Source organism: Colwellia sp. MB3u-4 (assembly GCF_014077065.1).
Lineage (GTDB): Bacteria > Pseudomonadota > Gammaproteobacteria > Enterobacterales > Alteromonadaceae > Cognaticolwellia.
This window is the reverse complement of record NZ_JACGVE010000045.1, coordinates 82971-107629: the sequence shown is the minus strand read 5'-3', so window position 1 is coordinate 107629 and position 24659 is coordinate 82971. Positions and strand designations below refer to the sequence as shown.

At 40.5% G+C, this 24659-nt stretch carries 20 protein-coding genes and 1 tRNA gene; 7 read left to right on the top strand and 14 right to left on the bottom strand.

The features are described from left to right. The first annotated feature begins 677 nt into the window (after window positions 1–677). The 3 genes from H4J61_RS01715 to putA all read left to right on the top strand — a co-directional run bounded on the left by H4J61_RS01715 (window position 678) and on the right by putA (window position 9175). Window positions 678–1928: an efflux RND transporter periplasmic adaptor subunit gene (locus H4J61_RS01715; RefSeq protein WP_182183102.1), complete on the top strand. Its 1251-nt coding sequence runs from the start codon at window positions 678–680 to the stop codon at window positions 1926–1928. Next, complete coding sequence (locus H4J61_RS01710) at window positions 1928–5047, top strand: efflux RND transporter permease subunit (protein ID WP_220461163.1); 3120 nt, start codon at window positions 1928–1930, stop codon at window positions 5045–5047. Before H4J61_RS01715 ends, H4J61_RS01710 begins: the two co-directional genes overlap by 1 nt. A 297-nt stretch (window positions 5048–5344) precedes the next feature. After that, window positions 5345–9175: a bifunctional proline dehydrogenase/L-glutamate gamma-semialdehyde dehydrogenase PutA gene (gene putA, locus H4J61_RS01705; RefSeq protein ID WP_182183100.1), complete on the top strand. Its 3831-nt coding sequence runs from the start codon at window positions 5345–5347 to the stop codon at window positions 9173–9175. A 377-nt stretch (window positions 9176–9552) separates the two neighbouring features. Here the strand turns inward: putA and H4J61_RS01700 are convergent, their stop codons facing one another. The 4 genes from H4J61_RS01700 to H4J61_RS01685 are packed head-to-tail and all read right to left on the bottom strand — an operon-like array spanning window position 9553 to window position 11589. After that, window positions 9553–9861, bottom strand: coding sequence for a helix-turn-helix transcriptional regulator (locus tag H4J61_RS01700; RefSeq protein WP_182183098.1), 309 nt, complete (start codon window positions 9859–9861; stop codon window positions 9553–9555). A gap of 9 nt (window positions 9862–9870) precedes the next feature. Continuing rightward, window positions 9871–10281 (bottom strand): YeeE/YedE family protein, encoded by a 411-nt coding sequence (locus tag H4J61_RS01695; RefSeq protein ID WP_182183096.1) that lies wholly within the window; start codon window positions 10279–10281, stop codon window positions 9871–9873. Window positions 10282–10286: 5 nt separating this feature from the next. Beyond that, window positions 10287–10703, bottom strand: coding sequence for a YeeE/YedE family protein (locus tag H4J61_RS01690; RefSeq protein WP_182183093.1), 417 nt, complete (start codon window positions 10701–10703; stop codon window positions 10287–10289). Between the two features lie 16 nt (window positions 10704–10719). After that, window positions 10720–11589, bottom strand: coding sequence for an MBL fold metallo-hydrolase (locus tag H4J61_RS01685; RefSeq protein ID WP_182183091.1), 870 nt, complete (start codon window positions 11587–11589; stop codon window positions 10720–10722). 77 nt (window positions 11590–11666) lie between these two features. Between H4J61_RS01685 and H4J61_RS01680 the strand changes: the two genes are divergently transcribed. After that, a complete protein-coding gene (locus H4J61_RS01680; protein ID WP_259363053.1) occupies window positions 11667–11792 on the top strand; it encodes a hypothetical protein in 126 nt (41 codons plus the stop codon). A 415-nt stretch (window positions 11793–12207) separates the two neighbouring features. Here H4J61_RS01680 and H4J61_RS01675 read toward each other — a convergent pair whose 3' ends face one another. Continuing rightward, window positions 12208–12996 (bottom strand): trypsin-like serine protease, encoded by a 789-nt coding sequence (locus H4J61_RS01675; RefSeq protein ID WP_182183088.1) that lies wholly within the window; start codon window positions 12994–12996, stop codon window positions 12208–12210. Window positions 12997–13260: 264 nt separating this feature from the next. Between H4J61_RS01675 and H4J61_RS01670 the strand changes: the two genes are divergently transcribed. After that, the gene (locus H4J61_RS01670; protein ID WP_182183086.1) at window positions 13261–14286 is read left to right on the top strand and encodes an IS110 family transposase; all 1026 of its coding nucleotides are present in this window, start codon (window positions 13261–13263) and stop codon (window positions 14284–14286) included. A gap of 333 nt (window positions 14287–14619) precedes the next feature. On the opposite strand, the gene H4J61_RS01665 is transcribed toward H4J61_RS01670, so the two are convergent. The 8 genes from H4J61_RS01665 to rlmE all read right to left on the bottom strand — a co-directional run bounded on the left by H4J61_RS01665 (window position 14620) and on the right by rlmE (window position 22779). Further along, complete coding sequence (locus H4J61_RS01665; RefSeq protein ID WP_182183083.1) at window positions 14620–15423, bottom strand: hypothetical protein; 804 nt, start codon at window positions 15421–15423, stop codon at window positions 14620–14622. A 795-nt stretch (window positions 15424–16218) separates the two neighbouring features. Beyond that, a tRNA-Leu gene (locus tag H4J61_RS01660) sits at window positions 16219–16303 on the bottom strand. 146 nt (window positions 16304–16449) lie between these two features. Next, a complete protein-coding gene (secG, locus tag H4J61_RS01655) occupies window positions 16450–16845 on the bottom strand; it encodes a preprotein translocase subunit SecG (RefSeq protein WP_259363052.1) in 396 nt (131 codons plus the stop codon). 1 nt (window position 16846) lies between these two features. Then, window positions 16847–17617, bottom strand: coding sequence for a triose-phosphate isomerase (gene tpiA, locus H4J61_RS01650; RefSeq protein ID WP_182135283.1), 771 nt, complete (start codon window positions 17615–17617; stop codon window positions 16847–16849). A gap of 126 nt (window positions 17618–17743) precedes the next feature. Then, entirely contained in the window at window positions 17744–19081 is a 1338-nt protein-coding gene (gene glmM, locus H4J61_RS01645; protein ID WP_182135281.1) for a phosphoglucosamine mutase, read from the bottom strand. A gap of 68 nt (window positions 19082–19149) precedes the next feature. Further along, a complete protein-coding gene (folP, locus tag H4J61_RS01640) occupies window positions 19150–19929 on the bottom strand; it encodes a dihydropteroate synthase (RefSeq protein WP_182183283.1) in 780 nt (259 codons plus the stop codon). A 190-nt stretch (window positions 19930–20119) separates the two neighbouring features. Beyond that, the gene (gene ftsH / locus H4J61_RS01635) at window positions 20120–22081 is read right to left on the bottom strand and encodes an ATP-dependent zinc metalloprotease FtsH (protein WP_182183080.1); all 1962 of its coding nucleotides are present in this window, start codon (window positions 22079–22081) and stop codon (window positions 20120–20122) included. A gap of 68 nt (window positions 22082–22149) precedes the next feature. Then, window positions 22150–22779 (bottom strand): 23S rRNA (uridine(2552)-2'-O)-methyltransferase RlmE, encoded by a 630-nt coding sequence (gene rlmE / locus H4J61_RS01630; RefSeq protein ID WP_182135277.1) that lies wholly within the window; start codon window positions 22777–22779, stop codon window positions 22150–22152. A 217-nt stretch (window positions 22780–22996) separates the two neighbouring features. Between rlmE and yhbY the strand changes: the two genes are divergently transcribed. After that, entirely contained in the window at window positions 22997–23293 is a 297-nt protein-coding gene (gene yhbY, locus H4J61_RS01625; RefSeq protein WP_182135275.1) for a ribosome assembly RNA-binding protein YhbY, read from the top strand. Between the two features lie 228 nt (window positions 23294–23521). Continuing rightward, window positions 23522–23866: a rhodanese-like domain-containing protein gene (locus tag H4J61_RS01620; protein ID WP_182183078.1), complete on the top strand. Its 345-nt coding sequence runs from the start codon at window positions 23522–23524 to the stop codon at window positions 23864–23866. Between the two features lie 179 nt (window positions 23867–24045). Here H4J61_RS01620 and greA read toward each other — a convergent pair whose 3' ends face one another. Further along, window positions 24046–24522 carry a transcription elongation factor GreA gene (gene greA / locus H4J61_RS01615; RefSeq protein ID WP_146878345.1) on the bottom strand — a complete coding sequence of 159 codons (477 nt, stop codon included), beginning with the start codon at window positions 24520–24522 and terminating at the stop codon, window positions 24046–24048. Window positions 24523–24659: the final 137 nt, after the last annotated feature.

Genomic DNA, 24659 nt, shown 5'->3' with positions numbered 1-24659 from the left:
AATTATGAATTATGTGAAATCCGTTGATTAATAGACGAAAATAACCGATTTCTCTCACTCAATGATATCAAAGAGAAGTAAATATAAAAAAATGAGGAATCATATATTTTCATGTTATGAAAAATGACGTTTTATTCTACCTATAGACAAACTGAGCCCTAGTTCTTCACAAACGCTTCAGCAGTAACACCAACTTCCTAAGCTTTGAGTAACGCCATACGATTAAGCTCAACAGAGTATCTTTGATAACGTTTACCTTTTGTTATAAAAAATCTCCTGATGTATCCGTACAACGATTATTGTCTGTCCACGAAAGTGGGATAAGACTACTGAGTTCCAAATATTAATTTGTCTCATTTATAGTCCATAAGCTTTGACTTTCTCAGTTTCAAACTTTAAGCGATTTTACAAAATTATAGGTAAGATAATTATAGGTAAGATAATTATAGGTAAGATAATTATAGGTAAGATAATAGGTACGATAAATCCAGGGTTGCAAGACCTTTCAGCTTCAAAAATTAATACATCCTTACAAGTAGCATGAGTCCAGGTCACTTGCACCGGTATCATTGAGTCTTTAAACATGAGATGGTGTGGGGTCTTATCTAAAATTTATCTCGACTCGATTTCTGCTAAGACTTAAAAAATTCGTAATTGATAAAAACTTAAGGAGGAAGATGAAGTATTTCTTTTTCATCGCAGCGCTTGGCTTACTTATAACTGCCGGCTGTGGAGATAACGCTGATAAAAGCACATCAGAGGCTTCTCAAGATAATGAATTGCAAACAAAAGAGCGCCCTGCACACCAAGTAGGCGTGGTAACAATAAAAGAGCAAGCAATCGCTTTAAATCATGAGTTGCCTGGCCGCGTGAAAGCATTTATGACGGCTGATATTCGTCCTCAAGTGAGCGGCATCATTCAATCACGCTTTTTTGAAGAAGGTAGCCTTGTTGAAGAAGGTCAGCAACTCTACCAGATTGATCCAGCAAGATATCAGGCCGATTATCAAAGTGCAAAGGCGAGTTTGCAAAATAGCAAAGCTGAACTTGAGCTTGCCCTTGCATTCCAAAGCCGCTATCAAAGCCTGATAAAAACCAACACAGTAAGCGAGCAAACGTTTGATAGCGCAAAGGCAAGTGTGGCAAAAGCCAACGCCGCTGTTGCCCTCTCGCTGGCTAAGGTAAAAAAAGCAAAAATTAACCTTGATTACACAAAAGTACATGCCCCCATTTCAGGCTATATTAGCCCATCAACTGTGACTAAGGGCGCCCTCATTACTGCCCAACAACAAACAGCTTTAGCAACAATCAGACAACTTGATCCAGTTTACGTCGACTTGTCTCAGTCGGCCGCCGATGCGAAGACTTTGCAGCAAAGTTTGATGACCAGTCGCATGACCAAAGGCGAGGACGCAAAATTTGAGGTAACGCTTTTATTTGGCAATAACGATTTTATCTATCCCCACAAAGGCAGTCTGTATGCGACTGATTTAGCCGTAGATGAAAACACGGGTACGATTCGGTTGAGGTCTATATTTCCAAACCCAAATGCAGCTTTATTACCTGGTATGTTCGTGCGTGGAACAATTGAGGAAATGGGAATTGAAGAAACAATCATAGTGCCGCAAAAAGCCGTCAGTATAGAGGCCGATGGCTCAAAGGTGGTTTGGGTTGTCGATGCTAATAATATAGCAAACAAGCGTGCAGTGGTCACCAGCGGCACTTACAAAAATAATTGGGTAATCAAAAGCGGTCTTAAAACGGGTGATACCGTTATCGTAGTGGGGGCAATGATGTTGCAGCCGGGCGCCAAAGTAGCGCCTAAAAACATCAAATCGAAGGATTCAACTAATACGTCCTCTGGAGCAACGAAATCTGATGACCATGCTACCGCTAATGCTGAAAATAACAAAACGAGCTCGAATTAATGATCTCTAAATTTTTTATTAACAGACCCATTTTTGCGTGGGTTATTGCCATCGTTATTATGGGTTTAGGCTCTCTAGCCATTACATCACTGCCGGTTGAACAATATCCAAATATAGCCGCACCTAAGATATCAATATCGGTTACTTATCCAGGCGCATCGGCGCAAACACTCGAAAATACGGTGACACAAGTAATCGAGCAAAATCTGACGGGTATCGATAATTTACGTTATATCCAATCTCAAAGTTCCTCATCAGGGCGTGCAAATATCAATCTTACTTTTGAGCCAGGAACTGACGCTGATATCGCGCAGGTACAAACACAAAATAAAGTGTCGCAAGCAGAGTCATCGCTTCCTCAAGCCGTCCAGAGACAAGGCGTTGCGGTCAGAAAAGCGGGCAGCAGTTACGCCCTTATCGTTAGTTTTTATTCAACGGATGATTCATATGGACGAAATGAAATCTCTGACTTCTTGGCGTCTAACCTTGAAGAACCACTTAGCCGGATAGATGGCGTGGGACAAATTAGGACATTCGGCCCTGAGCACGCTATGCGTATTTGGCTCAATCCACAATCCATGTACAATCTCAACATTACAACACAAGATGTCATTAATACCGTTCAGGAGCAAAATGTACAGCTAGCTACCGGTCAAATTGGTGGTGCGCCGAGTGTAAAAGGACAACAACTCAACGCTACAATTACATCACAATCATTACTTGAAACCGTAGCAGAATTCGAAGCAATTTTACTAACGGTTGATCAGGATGGCTCCCAAGCAACCTTAGGTGATGTTGCCCGCGTTGAAATTGGTGCAGAAAGTTACAGTGTCATTGGACGCTACAATCGCCGGCCTGCATCAGGAATTGCGATCGAGTTGACTCCTAATGCCAATGCTTTACAAACCATTCAAGCGGTGAAAGACAGAATTGAAGAATTTAGCGACATCATTCCTGAGCAATTAGAAATCGCCTATCCAGTAGATATTTCACCTTTTGTACAAGCGTCAATTTATGAAGTAATCAAAACGCTGGTGATTGCTGCCTTATTGGTTATTTTAGTCCTTTACGCATTCTTACAAACATCACGTGCGACTTTGATCCCAACAGTGGCAATACCCGTTGTGTTACTCGGCACGTTTGCGTTTCTTTATGTTTTTGGTTACTCCATCAATATTTTAACATTATTTGCGCTGGTATTAGCCATTGGTATGTTGGTTGATGATGCGATAGTGGTTACCGAAAACATTGAAAACAAATTGGAAAATAATCCTGATATGACGCCAAAGGCTGCTTCAATTAAAGCCATGAAAGAAATTTCAGGGGCGCTTATTGGCACAACGGTTGTAATATGGGCGGTGTTTATTCCGATTACCTTCTTTGAAGGTTCAACAGGCGTAATTTATCGACAATTTGCGGTGACAATTTCCGTAGCCATGGGCATTTCGCTTTTTATAGCGCTAAGTCTCTCCCCATCCTTGTGCGCCATCGTTTTAAAACAAGGCAAGACAGAAAAGAAAACAGGATTTTTTGGCTTGTTCAATCGGGGCTTTAAAAAGTTGAAGAGAGGACATGAAAACTTACTAGTGAAGTTATTGGCAAGTCGAATTGTTTTACCATTAGTTTTCTTAGCCATGATTGCGGCTGCAATTAGTTTATTCGTTAAAATACCCACTTCATTTTTGCCTGATGAAGATCAAGGACGCATGTTCACCCTAGTTAGCGGGCCTGTAAGTTCAACGCTACAACAAACCGTTGAGAAAAATAAGCAAGTCGAGGACTTCTATTTAGACCAGACAAACGGTGCGGTTGAAGGAATATTCACTGCTGCGGGTTTCAGCTTTTCTGGCAACAGTCAAAATGTGGGTATCGGTTTTATTAAAATGAAACCTTGGGCGGAGCGCGGAGAAAATCAAAGCGTCTTCCAGATCAGTGAACAAGCTGGCAAGGCATTGTCAACTGTGCCAGACGCCATGATCATTCCAATTGTGCCGCCAGCAGTATCAGCGCTAGGAAACTCAAGTGGTTTTGAATTTCAACTAGTCGATAGGGCTGGTTTGGGACAAGTCGCCTTTAATGAGGCAATGCAACAATTCATTGAAAAGGCAAATCAAAGCGATTTGCTAAATAGGGTTCGTTTCAACGGACTGCCGCCTAGTCCACAATATGATATTGATATCGATGCCGGCAAAGCGCTAGCATTAGGTGTGTCAATGGCAACAATTAATCAAACCTTAAGTACCGCTCTTGGTGGTTCTTATATCAACGACTTCATAGAAAACGGCCGCATAAAGAGAGTTTACGCGCAAGCGGACGCTGAGTATCGGATGCTGCCAAATGATATAGAACGATGGCACGTGCGCAACGCATCCGGTGCAATGGTGCCTCTGTCAACGTTTGGATCAGGCGAATGGACATATGGCGCATCCAAGCTAACGCGATTTGACGGCAATTCTTCTCTTGAAATTAAAGGTGAGGCCGCACAAGGCATTAGTTCAGGTGAAGCCCTTAACCAGATATCAAAACTCGCTGAAAGCTTGCCAAGTGGAATTGGTTTGCAGTGGACCGGCTTATCCTATGAAGAAAAACAATCGGGTGGTCAGGCATGGATTGTTTACATGATTTCAATCATAGCTGTGTTTCTAGCATTGGCAGCTTTATATGAGAGCTGGACAATTCCCTTGGCGATTATTTTAACTGTTCCACTGGGTATATTTGGTGCTGTTTTGGCCACATGGTGGTCTGGACAAGCAAATGATATTTACTTTCAGGTGGGCTTATTAATGACCATTGCCTTGGCGGCTAAAAATGCAATTTTGATTATTGAATTTGCAAAAACCAACCTCGAAGAAGGCATGAATCCCTATGATTCAGCGGTGATGGCGGCTAAACAAAGACTTCGCCCTATTTTGATGACATCACTGACATTTATTTTAGGTGTGATGCCTTTGGCATTTGCCGCAGGGCCAGGGTCAGGAGCGCAAAACGCGATATCCATTGGTGTACTAGGGGGTATTACGGCTACAACAATATTGGTTTTATTTTTCGCACCCTTCTTCTTTATATGGGTCATGCGCCTATTTAAGACTGAAGAGTTAAAAAGTGACCGTCAAAGTTAGGGCAAAAATTCAATTTTATTCAGCGCAAAACAAGTGTTTAGGTTAGGTGCTTTTTTATGGGTCAAAGTGTATTCAAATATTTTAGTGAACTAGGCTTCAGTGGTCAGTCTACCGCTATTTTGATGAGCGAAAAATATTAACTTAATCTGCATAAAAATGATGAAGAGTACCCTAATGACAATGTGAGCTTCTGTGGATTCACACCTACTGAGTTTTACATGCAATCGAACCAGTAAATTAAATTGTAATTAACTTATGTAATTGCAAAACATTTTTAAAAAATTTGAGGTGAAGTATATGCTTTTTAATAATTCAAACATCACAGAGTCCCCTACGCGTCAAAAAATTCGCGAGTTCTATCGTATTGATGAAAGTGTTGCGGTAGCGCATATTTTACCCTTAGCTGAAGTTAACGATGATGCTGTCAGCAGAGCGTGGGAAAAAGCCCGTAAAATGTCGCTGAAAATACGTAGAGACGAATCAGGAAACGGTGCGATAGATGCCTTACTGGCAGAATACACATTATCAAGTGAAGAAGGTGTGGTGTTAATGTGTTTAGCCGAAGCCTTATTACGTGTACCAGATAAGCATACTCAAGATGCCCTAATTAGTGACAAAATATCTAAAGGACAGTGGGACAGCCATATAGGCAGCAGTGATTCACTGTTCGTTAATGCCTCATCTTGGGGGTTATTAGTGACCGGAACCATGGTTGACTATGCTGATGAACGCGAAAAAGATAGCTTTGGTTTATTGAAGAAGGTTATTGGTCGATTAGGTGAGCCTGTCATTCGCAAGGCAATGAACTACGCCATGCAAATTATGGGTGAGCAGTTTGTTATGGGCGAAACGATTCAAGAAGCAACTGATCATGCGGCCAAGAAAGAGCGGCAAGGCTTCGTATATTCATACGACATGCTAGGTGAAGGTGCGCGAACTATGGTCGACGCTGAAAAGTATTATAAAGCTTATCAAGTTGCCATAGATACCATTGGCGCAGTTGCTCGTGCGTCGGGTGAAAACGACCCGCGCAAATTACCTGGTATTTCAGTTAAGCTTTCTGCTATCCATCCTCGTTACGAATTTGCCCAAAAAGAACGGGTAATGGCTGAAGCTGCTCCCAAACTTAAGGCACTTTGTTTGCAAGCCAAAAGCTACAATATTGGCTTAACTGTTGATGCGGAAGAATCTGAGCGATTAGATATATCCCTTGATGTTATTGAGGCGGTATTTAGTGATGATGAGTTAGCAGGTTGGAATGGCTTTTCAATGGCCCTGCAAGCTTATCAAAAACGCGCCACCTTTATAGTTGACTGGTTACGTGAACTAACCATGCGTGTTGACCGAAAAATGATGGTGCGCTTAGTAAAAGGTGCTTATTGGGATACTCAGATTAAAAACAGCCAAAAAGGGGGTTATCCGCATTTTCCGGTATACACTCGCAAGGCTTCTACTGATGTATCTTACATCGCCTGTGCGAAAAAATTATTAGAATATAGAGATACCATCTTTCCACAGTTTGCGACGCATAATGCTTATACTGTCGCTACTATTCTTGAACTGGCGGGCGATGACAAAACAAGTTTTGAATTTCAATGTCTATATGGCATGGGTGGCTCGTTATATGACCAAGTTGTTAGCAATGAAAATGTTCAATGTCGCGTCTACGCACCTGTGGGTCCTCATAAAGATCTACTCGCCTATTTAGTGCGTCGTTTGTTAGAAAATGGCGCTAACTCTTCCTTTGTTAATGCCATTATTGATGAGTCACAACCGGTCGAATCTTTACTTGTCGATCCCATTGAAAAAATACATCGCTTAAAAGACAAATATAACGGCCAAATAATCAAACCCATCGCGTTATACCATGATGAAAAAGGTGTCGGTCGAGATAATTCCAAGGGCCTAGATTTAACCGATATCAATACAGTAACCCCTTTAAAAAAATCACTGGATAACTGGCTTGTGAATAATTTGCTCTCTGAAAATGATCTGCCAGAAGGGGCAATCGCTATTAGAAATCCAGCAAAGCATAGTGAAATTATTGGTTTTCAACGACATCACAGCAAGGATGAAATGCTCGCGATGGTCGAAACCGCTCAAAACGCATTTGCTTCATGGTCACAAACGCCTGTATCTGAACGCGCGGCCTTATTATGCCGTGTTGCTGATGTTCTTGAACATCATATCGACGAGTTAATTGCCTTATGCATCAAAGAAGCAGGGAAAACGGCACAAGATGGTATTGATGAAGTCAAAGAAGCAGTTGATTTTTGTCGCTATTATGCACAACAAGCGATTGAACTTGCAGAAGATGATCGTTCAGAAGCCCGTGGTGTGGTGTTATGTATCAGCCCTTGGAACTTCCCGTTAGCTATATTTATAGGGCAAGTAACTGCTGCCATTGCTACGGGTAATACTGTGTTAGCTAAACCAGCCCAGCAAACAAGTTTAATTGCATTGCGCGCTATTGAATTAATGACCTCTGTTGGATTACCCCATGGCGTTGTACAAGCCGTTATTGCAAAGGGTAGTGATGTGGGTAGCGTTATTATTCCTAATGCAGGTATACAAGCGGTTATTTTTACCGGTTCTAGTAAAACAGCAACTATGATTTCGCAAACATTGGCTGAGAGAGGCGGGGATCAAGTGCCCTTTATTGCTGAAACGGGTGGTCAAAACTGTATGTTAGTTGACTCTACCGCCCTACCTGAACAAGTCATTGATGATGTTATTTCTTCAGGATTTCAATCTGCAGGTCAACGTTGTTCTGCACTTCGAGTATTATTTTTACAAGAAGATATTGCTGATGATGTTATTACCATGCTTAAAGGCGCATTAGCAGAATTGCATGTGGGTAACCCAGAAAAACTGCGTACTGACGTAGGTCCTGTTATTGATCAAAAAGCGCTAGATTCACTCAACGCTCACAGTGACTATATGAAAACCCATGGTCAACTATTATACCAATGCGATATTGCTGATGAGATAACAAATGAAATAGCAGATAACGAACATTTCTTTTTTGCGCCACGACTTTATGAAATAGAGAATATTAGCGTGCTGAAGCAGGAAGTATTTGGTCCTTGTGTACATATTGTTCGCTTTAAAGGCGATGAAATAGAAAAAGCCGTTGATGATATTAACGGCACAGGTTTTGGCTTAACTATGGGTATACATACCCGCATTGAACAGCGAGCGATAAATTTGGCGAAGCTATCACGAGCAGGTAACGTGTATATAAATCGCAATATGATTGGCGCTATTGTCGGTGTGCAACCTTTTGGTGGTCGTGGTCTTTCAGGTACAGGGCCAAAAGCAGGTGGCCCATATTATTTAACGCGTTTAGTTAAAGAAATAACAACGCCCGATGCCAAGAAACTTAATTTAATACCACAGCAAGCACAAGCCTCAAACAGCGATACCGATGCACAAGCCGTATTATTTATGGACAGAGCGAGTACAGCAGAAAAAATCTGGCGCTTGAGCGAGTTAAATACCCGTATATCTTGTGTTAGCGAAGTATTAGAAAAAATAGCTCATATCGATATCATTGATAATTTAGCAGACGATTTAACGCATACTTTAGAAGCGGCGCGCTCACAATTAATTGATATTGAAAAACACTTGAAGGAGCCAAGCGTTTTACCGGGTCCGACGGGTGAGTCTAATATGCTATATTTAGAAAATCGTGGCAACATCATCTGTTTTGCTGACGAAAATGTTAGTTTTCACTTTTGGTTACTTTCTGTCGTAACCGCTTTGGCAACCGGTAATACCGTGATCTCGGTTGTTTCTGACTTGTTTTATGATCAAGCAATAGCTTTTAGAGATGAACTTATTGCCACAGGCGAAGATGAGAATATTTTTCAAATTGCCCGTTTATGCCATTTAACAACCTTGCTGGCACAGCCTGGATTATCAGGTGTTGTTGTTGATAGTCATTGCGACCGTAAACATTATATCAGTGAAAAATTGGCAGAACGTCAAGGTGCAATTTTACCTGTGATCAGTTCAAAATATTTTGATAATTTAATGCAACGATTATTAACAGAAAAAGCGATCAGTATTAATACCACAGCTACTGGTGGTAATACGTCACTGATGACCTTAGATGAAGAAGATTAGCGATTAAGGGGCAGTTTCGTTTTGGATACTAACATTCAAAGCGAAGTCCTTGACGGAGCCACCGTCATCTTAAGGTATTATTGACAAAAAAATCAGCAACGCAACGCTGACCTCTGCCCTACTTTTAGCACATATGGTAATCGTAGGGCAAAGGATTTTACTATAGCTTCACAAGGACGTTCGAGGCTATAAATCCTAGACAACATTTACCTTAAACCGCTCTTGTTTATGGCTAGAATAAAGTACGATGACGTACTCTTTAGCTACATTCCCTAACCTTTCCAAACCTGCAGCTAAAATTTCCATGCTCTATTCCATGCTCTGAGTAACGGCTAAACTTCTGTTGAAAACGTTTCCTCTCTGTCAGTCCCCTTTTTCTATGCTGTTTGCTTTGGCGCACAATACACTTGATAGAGGGTGGCAATGATCGCTTGCACTACTGCGCTGGCCAACGAGTAATAGATAGTTTGCGCGTCACGTCTGGTGGCCACTAACTTTTTCCAGCAAAACTGGCTGAGATGTTGTGACAAGCTAGATTGTGGGATCGCTATCTGTTTGTTTAACTCTAAGACCCAGCGTTCCCCGTCATTTAACAAACACAAAATCATCAACCTATGCTGATTCGCCATGGCTTTTAACCATACGGCGGCCTTTCCAGCGTTGGCATACATGTCGTTGATTTCCATTGATAGTGCTTATTTTAACTTGGATGCCACTAACATACCAAGCAGCATGCACAACACAAAGACCCAAATAGCGGGCAAACCGCCGGAAAGATTGGCTAATCCTGGCCCTGGGCAAATGCCGCTTAATCCCCAGCCAATTCCAAATAAAGTTGAGCCAATAATCAAGGGTTTATCTACCCCTTTTTTTTGCGGTACATGAAAATCGCCTGCTAATAAAGTACTTTGACGAGGCTTGATTAGAAAATGGTAACCGGGTAAGTAGACCGCTATACCACCTAACATGACAAAGGCTAAAGTGGGATCCCAAACGCCCAATATGTCTAAAAAACCCAGAACTCTGGCTGGGTCGACCATAGTTGAAATGGTTAAACCCGCTCCAAATAGCAGGCCCGCAATCAAGGCAGTTAAATTATGTTTCATGACAGTTATCCAATGACGTGATTGACAAAAGCGACAGTAACGATAGCGCTGAGCATAAAGGTTAATGTGGCGACCAACGAGCGTTTAGATAAGCGGCCAATACCGCATATCCCATGCCCACTGGTACACCCTGAGCCGTAATGGGTGCCAACGCCAACGATTAATCCGCCGATAGCCAATTGCGGTAAGCCAACTGGCATGCTAGTGGGTAAGCCATAACCAAACAGGGCGGTAATTAACGGCGCGATAATTAATCCTACTAAAAACAACCAGCGCCACCAATTCGCGGGCGCCAATGAGGTGATCGCGCCGTGGGTAATCCCAGATACCCCTGCGACACGGCCGTTAAATAACATCAGAAGCAAAGACGCGACACCTATGAGGCCCCCGCCCATCAAGGCCTGTAGATAAATATTTTCCATCAGTTTTATTTCCTTTTTAGCTTGTTACTCTATCGGTTAAGGGGATCTTGATATATCGAACACCATTACTTTCACATTCAGGCAAAGATGCGCCCCACAAATTAACTTGTAAAGACGGATACAACAGTTTGGGCGCGCCGAGTGTTGCGTCACGCTTTTTACGTAATGCGACATACTCGGTTTTTTGCCTGTGACTACCCACATATATGTTGGATTCACGACTTTCTTTTACCGTAGTTTGATAGCGCAGTTCACGCCCATCCGGCTGATAGTCGTGACATACCCAAATCTTATAATCATCCGGCAACTCATGCAGGCGAGCAATGCTATCCCATAAAATATCTGCATCACCGCCAGGAAAATCACAACGGGCTGTACCTGCATCTGGCATAAACAGGGTATCGCCAACAAATACATTGTCTTCAATCAGATAACTGAGGCTATCACTAGTATGACCTGGGGTACTGATGCCAGACAAAGCAGCCGAACCAAACGTCAGTTGTTGCCCCTCTGCTAACAAGCAATCAAAATCAGGCTGTTCGCCAGGCCCACTAGTGGCTCGATTAAAGGTCTTGGAAAAGCGTGATCGAACCTCGGTGATCCCTTGGCCTATTACGGTCTTGGCCCCAGTTTTCGTGCGTAAGTAATTGGCCGCACTGAGATGATCTGCGTGGGCATGAGTATCCAGGATCCACACTAGTTTAAGGTTGTTATCAGCAATATATGCCAACTGCCGATTGGCAAACTCTGCTTTAACCTCCCCTGAGCCGATATCAAAATCCAACACGCTGTCGATGATTACCGCATGTTGCGCCTGACTGTCGACTACCAGGTAACTTAATGTGCCGGTGTCCTGGTGAAAAAAAACATTAACCTGAACCGCCATAATTAACTCCTTGATTAAACTACCCTTTATATCATATATTCGTAATGTATGATATAAATCAAGGTATCTACAACTTAATGTTAGTAATGTTGCTGTTAAGCGCCGTGATCATAGGTTTAAGTTTGGGTTTGTTGGGGATGGGTGGCTCAATATTAACGGCGCCGGCACTGACCTTCTTCCTGGGCATGGATGAGCATGAATGAGAATACTGCGGTCACCAGCTCATTAATAATAGTAGGCGGCATTGAACAATGGCGTAATCTGGACCAGCCGCTGTCCACTATCGAAAGTTGATCGCAGCCCAACCGGTGGCCATTTTACCGGTAGCAGAAATGCCGCTGAAATCCAAGATTAGAACTGTTGATAGGTGAATCCAAACTAACTGACCTGTTTGTTTTGCTTGCCAACCATATATCGCGCGCTATCCAAGCTGTAAAATTACAAATACAAATGACAAAGACACTCATCGTAATAAATCACAAAACTATTTTTTTGGGCTGCTCGTTACCATGGGTGTCCTGTTAACTACCAACGCCCATTTAAGGGGCTGATAATTGTTTGCTAAGATGTGTAGCGAAGCGAAACCGAGCAAACTGTTAGCAGTCCCGCTTTAAATTCTTAGCTACCCAATACACTCAATATCCAGTTGTGATAATTTGACACTCTTACTTGATAAGCAGTAGTCCCATACAGACCACCTTTAAAAGTAGATATATCGCCATGTCCCAATTGCCAACTTGATAAACCTACTAGGAAAGGAACTCCTTCTACAAATGCGACAGAAGCTCCTCCGCTATCTCCTGAGCCGTGCATACCTTCAAGTGGTAAGGCATTTGCCGGTTCATCGAATTTAAATGCTAACCAATTACCTTCTGCATTTTCTACAACATTTTGAAAATGGTTTATTACACGGAGTGATTTTGTATTAACATTTTCACCAGTTAACCCGCTTCCAGTAGCTCCCTTACCATAAACAGTTATTGTTTTACCTTTTTCACTTTTGCCATTGTATATATTGATAGGATTAACACCACTAACCTTTGATGATAGTTTGATTAGCGCAATATCACTTCTAGATTTAAAAAAGCTCATTAAAGGTGCTAAATCGCCTTTAAGTAAACTTTTATTAGGTTCCGCATAATCAGGATGTATATGAACGCTTTCAATTTCATAAGCTTTTGAACCAACTATTAGATCTTTACCAACATAATCATAAAAAATAGTGTGCGCTACTGTCACTACCCATTGTGAATTTATTAATACACCATGGCCTTCGTGAGGCATATCAATTAGATATTCAGGCACTTTTTTAAGGACATATTTTTCAGGAGGAACATCATGTCTCTTAACTACAGCATTGCTGTATGTAGAAAAGAAAATAATAAATAAGAGAAATAAAACTTTCATAATACGTCCATGTTCATTACTGGGTAGCTAACGAGCTTGTAGAATAACTCGTTTATTATGAATTCCCCCTAAACTCGGGGTACCAAATGCATTACCTATATCGAGTAAATCGTCTACAGCGCGATACAGGAACACAAAAATTCAGTGATTTTAGCTGAATTAGTTATTCTACAGCCTCAACGAATGATATGGACTCCCCTTACCAAACGGCATCTATGTGCCATATTGAAAGGTGTTAAAACATTCAATTAAAGGAGAGTCCATATGACTTTAATTAAAGCTGTTGGTATCGATTTAGCCAAACTTGTTTTTAGTATTCACGGTATTGATGAACATGACAAGTGTAAATTACGTAAAACTATCAAACGAAACAAGCTGTTAGCAGAAATAACTAAACTGCCACCTTGTATTATTGGCATGGAAGCATGCTCAGGCGCACATTACTGGGCACGGGAATTTACCAAACTGGGTCATGATGTGCGCATTATGGCGTCTAAATTTGTTATCCCGTATCGACAAAACGAAAAGAATGATGCTAACGATGCTGAAGCTATTTGTGAAGCAGCCACGCGACCTAAAACACGTTTTGTCAGTATCAAAAGTGAAGAGCAACAAGCCGTATTATGTTTGCACCGAATTCGCCAGAGCGCAATTAAAGACAGAACTGCGCGGATTAATCGTTTGCGAGGCCTGTTAGCTGAGTTTGGCATCATCATGCCTAAAGGACGCTACCCTGCACAACGTGCCATTGCTGATATCTTAGAAGATGGTGACAATAACTTACCGTTTCTCGCCCGTGAATTACTCGATGATTTATGGCAAAGCATTAAAGGCTTAAACGAAGAAATCCTGAAATACGATAGAAAGTTATATGCATTAGCGAATCAAATGAAAGACGCAAAACGTTTAATGAGTATTCCAGGTATAGGTGAAATAACCGCTACAGCAGTTGTTGCTACCGTCAATGACGCCAAGCATTTCGAAACCAGTCGCTCATTTGCGGCGTGGATAGGCTTAGTGCCCAGACAATACAGTACCGGCGGCAAAGTCCATTTAGGCAGAATTAGCAAACGAGGTGAAAAGCATATTCGTACCTCGCTTATTCATGGCGCAAGAGCCGTTATTGCGAACTGTAAAAACAAAACTGACCGCACCAGCTTGTGGGTAAAAGACCTTGTTGAACGACGAGGTTTTAAACGAGCAACCGTTGCATTAGCAGCGAAAAATGCGCGATTAATTTGGGCGTTATTACACTCAAATAAAGAGTATCAGGTAGATTATGTGAAATAGTTTTATGTAAGAAAGTGGTTAATTAAACGGTTAACCCCACCGAGTCTGTGCATTAGCAATTGACGATAACACGGTCAGACCGAGAGCAAGAAAGCCTGTTTAATCGGGAAGTGTTCACAACACTGTTTAACGAATGAGGCATTGCTCAAGCGCAAATCATCAGGGCGATAGCGTAACAAAGCTAATAAACGCCGAATGTAGAGCTGCTGTCAGATCTTCTTGTTGTCAGAGAATGCTATTGCTTGACAAAGGGGAGTCCATGTAGCCCCATTAAGAGGCTTTTAATTGGAGCGGAACCTAACCAACTGTTAAAAGTCCAGCTTGAATGGCTTGTTAGCTTTGATTTTCCGCCAATATAACCCCTAGCGAAAGTCTATTTCTTTTACCGCAACCACTACAATGCCATTCAGTTCCTGTAACAAGTTCTACGTTAAAGAACTTGGAAATAGTAGAACATTCATTACTTGCACATGGAACATCTTTACGTTGAGGTGTCCATGTAACAAAGCCATTGTTCCCATTTGTAATTAAGTATTCAGCATCACAATTTGGGCATTTCACTTCTAAATTAAAGAAATCATCAGGAATAGCCCTAACAATTTTTTTATCGCATTTAACACATTGAGTTCTTGTCGTGTGTTTCATTCTAGTATTATAGATTGGAGAGTTTAATACCTCGTCTAAAATAGAAATTAATTCGGTACACCTTAATTTCATTTTAGCAGGAGGAGCATATTTATTAGCTTGAATCTGCTCAAGTGTATTTGTATGTAGGAAATTACCTAGCTTATTGTAGTAATTTTTAACTTCTTTAAGTGTTAAGCGACGGTCTACCCCTAAATCAGTTATGAGCTTTGCGGGTTTACCAATGGTTTCTTGTTCTCCCATTCTGAAACCTTCCGATTTATCAGCAATCGGGTCAATATCAAGAAGTGTTTGAAGTAAGTTCTTAGGTTGCCACTGATTGAATTCCAGCTCCGACAATTCTTCTTTATATAACTTAGCTCGATCAAAAATAATTGATTCCAGAGTCATTCTCAATTCTAACGCCGCATACTTTATACGATGTTCATCAGTATTATTGAGCTCTAACTTTGCTCTTTCAAGAGATTTTATTGCAATAGTACGATAGGTCAATCCGATCTCCGTCGAAAAGCTAACAGCTTATTATGTATACGCCTTAGTAACACACGCACCTTAGTAACACACGCACCACAAATAACATTAAATTAACATTAATATCGCATACTTTCAATGCATTAGAAACTAGTAATGCTAAATCACATATATATTAGGGCGTGTTACTAAGACCTCTCAGTAATACAATCTGAACAAAGACAAATAAAATACATTAAGTTCATATGGTTAAGTGGCTTTATTTAGTGTTTATTATAATAAGTGGTGTGTTATTAATACGTCTTAGTAACACACCTCAAAAAATCATACTGGCTTCCATATAAAAGGGCATTACATCGTTTACGCTAGTAGTTAATTCATTAGAAAATATATGGCAAGATTTTTAGCTGTAATGTCAGCACTACGCACAAAGTTAGTATTCGTAATAATACCAATAGCTAAGGTAGTTCTTTCCCATCAGAACACTCTAAACAGCGATTATTAGACACTTTCCCGAACATTGATGACAATATGCATCATTTAGTTTAAGTGCATTGATTTGATGGTTTGATGGTTTGATGGTTTGATGGTTTGATGGTTATTTGAAAGCCGACTAATTAAGTGGCATATCAGATTAAAAATATAAATTTTATCTAAGATAAAGACAAATATAAGATCTATGTCAGGGAAGTATCTGCCGAGATTGCTAACCCGCCAGGAATAATTAGTAACCAAATAAATACCAATTAGCAACCAAACGAAAAAAGGCCGATTCATTACGAATCAGCCTTTAAATATCTATTTGTATAAGTTTAGTGGTGCGGTTGGGGGGACTTGAACCCCCACGACCTAAATCACCAGCCCCTCAAGCTGGCGCGTCTACCAATTCCGCCACAACCGCGCAATACTAAACTATACTATCTGTTTTACTAAGTTAACTTGCTAGCTTGCTAATAATGAGGTTAATTAACAAGTTAACTTTTTGAGGCTACAACCCCTCAGTGTGGCGCGTCTACCAATTCCGCCAAATCTGCAAATATTTTAAAACTAGTTTGGTACGTCGCTAGTTTTTTTTACAGCAGCGTCACTACCAGGTACGTCAGCGTTTTCAGCTTTAGGCTCAACGCTTTCAGTAGGTATAGCATCTGTCGCTGGAGCTATTTGCCCAGCAGGAGTTTCAATATTATTCCACTCGTCAGTTGCATTAACACGGTTAGCGGTTAAGTTACCTAAAACTAAGCTGATGGCAAAAAATGCTATCGCTAAGTAAGTTGTCGCTTTTGTTAAGAAGTTACCAGAACCGCTTGAACCAAAAATAGTGGCTGATGAACCAGCGCCAAATGATGCGCCCATATCTGCGCCCTTACCTTGTTGCATCAGCACTAAGCCAATTAAACACAACGCAACGATCAAATACACTACAATTAACACTTGATACAACATTTTATTTTCCCTTTGCTGCCGAGCAAATTATTTTAAATTCCTCGGCTTTTAAACTAGCACCGCCGATTAATCCACCATCGATATCAGCTTGTGCAAATAATTCTTCACAGTTTGTCGCATTGACACTGCCACCATACAACAATGGCACTTTAACTGCGACGTTTTCATCAATTTTTGCGATAAATTCGCGTATAAACTGATGGGTTGTTTGTGCCATTTCTGGCGATGCTGTTTTTCCAGTACCTATTGCCCAAACAGGCTCGTACGCAATAACAACATCTACAAATTTCTCAATACCAATTTCATCAATAACCGGCTGTAATTGCGCGGCTAAAACGAGTTCGGTTTGTTCAGCTACACGTTCTTCTTCACTTTCACCTACACACAAAATAGGTTTAAGGCCAGCAGCTAATGCCGCCTGAACTTTTTCTGCAACCAATGAACTTGATTCTTTATAAATACTACGACGTTCAGAATGTCCAACAATAACGTAGTTAACACCAACTTCTTGTAACATTGATGTTGATACTTCACCTGTAAAAGCGCCTTTAGCATGTTCACTTAGGTTTTGCGCACCTAAACTAAACGTGCTTGCTAAGTTCGCCTTCGAACTTGCCAAACTAAATGCCGCTAAATATGGAAAGCTAGGACAAACGACAACTTCAACATTTTTATTTAACGTAACCTTACTTAACTCTGAAGCCATTGAGTTGACTAATGCCAAACTGCCATTCATTTTCCAGTTTGCTGCAACTATTGCACGTCTATTCATTTTTCATTCCTAAATCAAAGCGGCGAGATATTAACTAACCTGCCGGCAAGATACAAGTAATTCAAGCAATATCATGTTTAATTGCTCATTATTCACTCGACCGTTAAAATCAACTAACATTCTTGACTAAAAAGCTTGTTTTACAGCCTCGGCAATTTCATGTGCTAAGCCAGTAACTTCATGATGTTCAGGGCCTTCAACCATCACACGAATTAAGGGTTCAGTACCTGATTTTCTTAATAGCACACGACCGCGACCCGTTAATATTTCATTAACTTTATTCACCGCGGCAACAACATCACGATCAATTAAAGGATCGCTGTTACCTGAAAACCTTACATTGACTAAAATTTGTGGTAATTTTTTCATGCCTTGGCGTAATTCAAATAATGTTTTACCGGTATTACACACAGCCGTTAATACATTCAATGCAGCAATAATACCATCACCTGTTGAGGTATGATTTAAGTTAATGACATGTCCTGAGTTTTCTGCGCCTAATTTCCAGCCCTTTTGCTTTAGCATTTCCATGACATAGCGGTCACCCACCTTACTGCGGGCAAATGGCACATCCAAATCAGCAAGGGCAAGCTCTAAGCCCATATTGCTCATCAAAGTACCAACAACACCACCGTCAATTTTGCCATTTTTTAAGTCGTTACAAGCGATAACATAAACACTTTCATCACCATCCATCACATAACCTGTGTGATCAACCATCATTAAGCGGTCACCATCACCATCGAGTGCAATACCTAAGTCAGCTTGGTGCTCAATAACCGCAGCACTGATGGCTGCCATCGATGTGGCTCCACATTCATGATTAATATTGGTGCCATTAGGTGAGGTACCTATTTCAATCACTTCGGCGCCTAACTCGCGAAAAACACTAGGGGCAATATGGTATGTTGCGCCATGCGCGCAATCGACTACAATCTTCATGCCTTTTAATGAGTAGTGACTTGGAAAGTTACTCTTACAGAATTCGATATAGCGACCTGCCGCATCAGCAATACGCGTAACTTTGCCTAAATGCGCTGATTCAACACAGCCCATGTCTTTGTCTAATTCAGCTTCAATGGCTAATTCAACATCATCAGGTAGCTTTTGTCCGTTTTGACAAAAAAACTTAATACCATTATCGTAATATGGATTATGCGAAGCACTAATCACAATACCGGCTTCAGCACGAAAAGTTTTTGTTAAATAAGCAATAGCGGGTGTTGGCATTGGCCCTAATAGACCTACATCAATACCTGCGGCAGAAAGGCCCGCTTCTAATGCAGATTCCAGCATGTAGCCTGAAATACGAGTATCTTTGCCAATTAAGACCTTTTTAGTGCCTTGTGCAGCCAAAACACGACCGGCGGCATAACCTAATTTCATCACAAATTTTGGGGTAATTGGGTATTGACCGACTAAGCCACGAATTCCATCGGTACCAAAATATCTTCTTTCTGACATTACTTTCTCCCTTGTGCTAATCGCTTTAGCATTAGCCTTTTTAATACATCACTGTTTAACGTAACCGTTTATTGCTGATCAGTTACCGCTTTTAATACTTTTAATGCGTCCACCGTTTCTTGAACATCGTGAACGCGAATAATATGGGCTCCTTGCTGGGCTGCAATAATTGCAGTAGCTAAACTGCCCGCAAGACGTTGTTCAACCTCTCGGTTTAACAAATTTCCAATCATAGACTTACGCGACAAGCCGGCAAGTAAAGGTAAACCTAATTGATTAAATTTAGACAAATTGGCCAGCAAATAAAAGTTTTGCTCTAGGGTTTTCCCAAAGCCAAAACCTGGGTCTAATATGAGCCGCTCTCGGGCGATGCCCGCGCTTATGCAAGTGTCAATACGTTGTTGAAAAAACACTATAATATCATTAATAACATCGTCATAGCTTGGGCTATTTTGCATGTTTTTAGGTATGCCTTGCATATGCATTAAACAAACCGGAATATTACTGTTGGCAATAGCGGCTAAACAGCCATCGTTTTGCAATGCACGCACGTCATTGATCATATCAGCGCCCGCGTCTATCGCAGCACTCATCACTGAGGCTTTACTGGTATCAATAGAGACTACAATATTAAATCGTTGTTTAATTGCCTTTAATACCGGAATAACCCGTGCTAATTCATCGTGTTCGCTAACCGCTTTAGCGCCAGGCCGTGTTGACTCGCCGCCAATATCAATAATGGTAGCGCCATCAGCAATCATCTGCTCAGCTTGCTCAAGCGCATAATCGAATTGCGTATATTTGCCACCATCTGAAAAGGAATCAGGCGTAACATTAAGAATACCCATTACCTGTGGTGTTGATAAATCTACTAATGAATTTGAAAAATTAAGACGATTTAACACCGCATTCTCTCTGTTGATTTTTGTTAATTAATAGCAATGGAAATAAATAATCAAACTTTACATAATATAAAGCCCCAATAGTTAATAAATCGAATGATTTAAACCATTGGGGCTCTTAATGCTATCTTGCTAATTATTTAGCAGGAGCATCTGAAGCATCATCGGCGTTAGTAGGCTCAGCTGATGGTTCTTTATCTTCATCTTTTTTTTCTGATGGTTTGCTAGAATCGGCATTATTATCTGATTTACCATCAGAGTCATTGGCACCAAAATCAGCTGGTGGACGAACTTTAGTGCGATTCATTAGATCGTCAACTTGCAATGCATCAATAGTTTCATATTCCATTAAGGCATCTTTCATCGCATGTAAAATATCTTCATTTTCTTTTAAGATAGTTGACGCACGTTCATAGTTACGATTAATGAAGTCTTTAATTTCGTCATCAATAGCACGGGCAGTTTCATCAGACATATTTAACGACTTAGACGATGATCTACCTAAAAACACTTCACCTTCTTCTTCAGCAAATAGCATAGGACCCATTTTTTGAGAAAAGCCCCACTGCGTGACCATTTTACGTGCAAGTTGTGTTGCACGTTCAATGTCATTTGAAGCACCCGTTGATACGTTGTCAAAACCGTAAATAAGTTCTTCTGCAATACGACCACCATATAAAGATGAGATATTACTTTCTAAATGCTGCTTACTGTGACTAAAACGGTCTTGTTCCGGTAAGTACATAGTAACACCTAGGGCACGACCACGCGGCATAATACTGACTTTATACACTGGATCATGATCTGGCACTAAACGACCCACAATGGCGTGTCCTGCTTCATGATATGCGGTCATTTCTTTCTCTGACTCACTCATCACCATAGAACGGCGCTCAGAGCCCATCATGATTTTATCTTTTGCTTTTTCAAACTCAGCCATACCAACAACGCGGCGTGCTGAACGTGCAGCAAATAAAGCGGCTTCGTTAACTAAGTTAGCTAAATCAGCACCTGAAAAGCCAGGGGTACCACGAGCAATAACTGATGCTTTAACATCATCACCTAAAGGTACTTTGCGCATATGCACTTTAAGAATTTGTTCACGACCACGAATATCAGGTAAACCAACAGTCACCTGACGGTCAAAACGACCAGGGCGTAATAATGCTGGATCTAATACATCAGGACGGTTAGTGGCGGCAATAACAATAACGCCTTCATTACCTTCAAAACCATCCATTTCAACTAGCATTTGGTTTAGTGTTTGTTCACGCTCATCATTACCGCCACCCATACCAGCACCACGTTGGCGACCTACAGCATCAATTTCATCGATAAAGATAATACAAGGCGCAGCTTTCTTCGCTTGTTCAAACATATCACGAACACGAGAAGCACCAACACCAACAAACATTTCAACAAAGTCTGAACCAGAGATAGTAAAGAAAGGTACTTTCGCTTCACCCGCAATAGCCTTAGCTAGCAAGGTTTTACCCGTACCTGGCTGTCCAACCAGTAAAACACCTGATGGAATGCGACCACCTAATTTTTGAAAGCGTGAAGGCTCTTTGAGATAATCTACTAATTCAGCAACTTCTTCTTTTGCTTCGTCACAACCCGCAACATCGGCAAAAGTAGTTTTAACTTGGTCTTCACCTAATAAACGCGCTTTCGATTTACCGAAACTCATCGCGCCTTTACCACCACCACCTTGCATCTGACGCATGAAGAAAATCCATACACCAATAAGCAATATCATGGGGAACCAAGAAACAAAAATAGTGGTTAAGAAACTAGTTTCTTCCGGTAACTCACCTGATGCATTAACACCTTGCTTCACTAAATCGTTGATTAAATCACGATCATAGCCACCAGGAATAACGGTAACGAAATTTTCGCCGCTACGTTTAATACCATTAATGACGCCGTTTTTATCAACGTCGACCTCTCTAATTTGACCTTGACGTACGTCTTGGATAAATTGTGTGTAATCCACTTGTTGTTCTTTGCCGCTTCCAGGGGTAAAACTTTGGAAGACAGACATCAATACAACTGCAATAACTAACCATAAAATAAGATTTTTTGCCATATCGCTCAACTTAATGACCTCTTGCTAATGTTCAAAATGGTGCGATGAAATAATTCCACCCAATATACTATAATTTACTACAATTTAAAGCCAGTCGCCACAAGATAAACTTCACGTGAACGAGCACGTGATGATTCAGGCTTGCGAGTTCTCACGGTTTTAAATGCGACTCGAGCATCTTTCATAAATTGCTCAAAGCCCTCTCCTTGAAACACTTTCACTACAAAAGCGCCGTCTTTCTTTAAAACTTGATTACACATATCAAGTGCTAGTTCCACTAAATACATGCTACGGGCCGCGTCTGCAGTATCATTACCAGTAAAATTTGCTGCCATATCAGACATAACAACGTCGATATTCTTACCATTAATGCGAGTTAATAAAGCATTGAGTACCGCTTCTTCGCGAAAGTCACCTTGCAGGAAATCAACACCGGCAATAGGGGCCATTGCTAAAATATCACATGCAACAACTTGCCCGTTATCACCAACCACTTTCGTGGCGTATTCAGACCAACCGCCAGGAGCCGCACCTAAATCAACCACCTTCATGCCAGGCTTGATCAATTTATCTTTATTATTTATCTCTTCAATTTTAAAAATAGCACGTGAGCGTAGGCCCAATCTTTGTGCTTTTTTTACATATTCATCATCAAAGTGCTCTTTTAGCCATCGGGCACTACTGACACTGACTTTATTCTTACTCATTCAATCCACTTATATATTTTTGTTGTTTAAAGCTTGCTTGCATTTCAAGATACCGATTTGTCTTATTTGCCAATAAAATAACGACATGACTATATTAACCAAAAAAAAACCATAAAAATACGGTAAAAAGCTGACACTTCGTAAACAAAATTAGTAATACACACTAGATGGAGTTAAAATAGCAAAAATTCAAGCTAACTTGTAATGATAATTGTTAATGAACTTAAATAAAAAACAAATCCAGTATTTAAAAGGTCTGGCACATAGCCTTAAACCCGTTGTATTACTAGGTAATAACGGCCTTACCGAAGCAGTAGTTGCAGAAATTGACTACGCGTTAAACCACCATGAATTAATTAAGATTAAAATCCCTACAGAAGATCGTGAAACCAAAGCACTTATTATTGAAGCTATTGGTCGTGAAACTAATTCAACTCAAGTACAAGTGATCGGTAAAACCTTAGTTATCTTTCGCCAAACAGAAGAAAAGAAAATTCGTATACCAAAAATGTAATTAATTTAAATGCTTTGGTAATGTAAAAAAGGGCTTCGGCTCTTTTTTTATGTCTTGGACTTTATATTTTGTTAAAACCAAACTCATCGATAAATGACTAGCTTACTGCTAGTGAAACAAAGCACCAAACTAAACATTAGAAAAAGCAAACATTAGAAAAAACTAATATACAAAGTTTTATGCTTAGCATAGACTATAGCTATCACATAAATTTATGTAAGGTTTAGAATGATTTTATCGGTACCTGAGTTAGTTGCACAAGCTAAAAACTCTGTTGATTGTGTTAGCGCCGCACAAGCATTTACGCACAAAAATGCCACATTTATTGATGTTAGAGAGCCTGCTGAGACGGCTGCCTCGCCAGTAACAAATTCAATAAACATTCCACGTGGTGTATTAGAGATGAACATTGCTCAATATTGCACTGATGGGGATATGGAAATTTATCTCCATTGCGCTTCTGGTGGTCGCGCCACATTGGCTGCTGAGCAGCTGCAACGCATTGGCTATACTAATGTTAAAGCGATTAGTTGCGATCATAACAATGTTTGTCTAGCACAAAAAAACCAGTAACATATTATAAATTAATGTCACTGGTTTTAATCACCTTAAACCCACTTATCTACTATTAAGTGGGTTTGCTTTTCAGTTAACATATTTATTATTTAATAAATTTAACCATTTCACTATTTAACATAGCTTTCATTTAACATAGGTAACTCATGTCAAATAAGGTTAAATGACCATAGATGCTAAAGGTGATCTACCGAAATAATTTCATATTCAACCACGCCACCAGGGGTAGTAATTTCAATTTCACTATCAACTACTTTACCAATTAAACCGCGAGCAATTGGCGAGTTTAATGAGATACGTCCGGTTTTAAAGTCCGCTTCATCGTCACCCACTATTTTGTAAGTTACTTCAACGTCAGTATCAAGATTAAGCAGTTTCACTGTTGTGCCAAAAATAACTTTGCCGGTATTAGGGATTTTTGTTACGTCAATAACTTGTGCGTTACATAACCTGCCTTCAATATCTTGAATTCGGCCTTCACAGAAACCTTGTTCTTCTTTCGCCGCATGGTACTCAGCATTTTCTTTTAAGTCACCATGCTCACGAGCAGTAGCAATATCTTTGACTATACGTGGGCGTCTTTCTGTTTTTAAAATTCTTAATTCTTCTTTTAACTGTTCAGCACCAAGAAGTGTCATTGGGTATTTTGTCATTTCACTCTTCTTTTTCTAGCAAGAAAGGCGGCTTACCCTAACTACTATGAGTAGGTTAACCACCTTTAGAAAATAATTCGCTTAAATAAAGTTTAAAATGAATTTGCTCTGTATTCATGTTTTCACACCATGAGCAA

Bases quoted from the DNA above. Each gene is read 5' to 3' on its own strand.
- glmM (WP_182135281.1), bottom strand. From the start codon at position 19,081: ATGTCAGAAAGAAGATATTTTGGTACCGATGGAATTCGTGGCTTAGTC.
- H4J61_RS01620 (WP_182183078.1), top strand. From the start codon at position 23,522: ATGATTTTATCGGTACCTGAGTTAGTTGCACAAGCTAAAAACTCTGTT.
- H4J61_RS01680 (WP_259363053.1), top strand. From the start codon at position 11,667: ATGTTAGTAATGTTGCTGTTAAGCGCCGTGATCATAGGTTTAAGTTTG.
- H4J61_RS01710 (WP_220461163.1), top strand. From the start codon at position 1,928: ATGATCTCTAAATTTTTTATTAACAGACCCATTTTTGCGTGGGTTATT.
- H4J61_RS01685 (WP_182183091.1), bottom strand. From the start codon at position 11,589: ATGGCGGTTCAGGTTAATGTTTTTTTTCACCAGGACACCGGCACATTA.
- tpiA (WP_182135283.1), bottom strand. From the start codon at position 17,617: ATGAATAGACGTGCAATAGTTGCAGCAAACTGGAAAATGAATGGCAGT.
- greA (WP_146878345.1), bottom strand. From the start codon at position 24,522: ATGACAAAATACCCAATGACACTTCTTGGTGCTGAACAGTTAAAAGAA.
- rlmE (WP_182135277.1), bottom strand. From the start codon at position 22,779: ATGAGTAAGAATAAAGTCAGTGTCAGTAGTGCCCGATGGCTAAAAGAG.
- H4J61_RS01695 (WP_182183096.1), bottom strand. From the start codon at position 10,281: ATGAAACATAATTTAACTGCCTTGATTGCGGGCCTGCTATTTGGAGCG.
- putA (WP_182183100.1), top strand. From the start codon at position 5,345: ATGCTTTTTAATAATTCAAACATCACAGAGTCCCCTACGCGTCAAAAA.
- yhbY (WP_182135275.1), top strand. From the start codon at position 22,997: ATGAACTTAAATAAAAAACAAATCCAGTATTTAAAAGGTCTGGCACAT.
- H4J61_RS01670 (WP_182183086.1), top strand. From the start codon at position 13,261: ATGACTTTAATTAAAGCTGTTGGTATCGATTTAGCCAAACTTGTTTTT.
- H4J61_RS01690 (WP_182183093.1), bottom strand. From the start codon at position 10,703: ATGGAAAATATTTATCTACAGGCCTTGATGGGCGGGGGCCTCATAGGT.
- H4J61_RS01715 (WP_182183102.1), top strand. From the start codon at position 678: ATGAAGTATTTCTTTTTCATCGCAGCGCTTGGCTTACTTATAACTGCC.
- folP (WP_182183283.1), bottom strand. From the start codon at position 19,929: ATGGGTATTCTTAATGTTACGCCTGATTCCTTTTCAGATGGTGGCAAA.
- secG (WP_259363052.1), bottom strand. From the start codon at position 16,845: ATGTTGTATCAAGTGTTAATTGTAGTGTATTTGATCGTTGCGTTGTGT.
- H4J61_RS01675 (WP_182183088.1), bottom strand. From the start codon at position 12,996: ATGAAAGTTTTATTTCTCTTATTTATTATTTTCTTTTCTACATACAGC.
- H4J61_RS01700 (WP_182183098.1), bottom strand. From the start codon at position 9,861: ATGGAAATCAACGACATGTATGCCAACGCTGGAAAGGCCGCCGTATGG.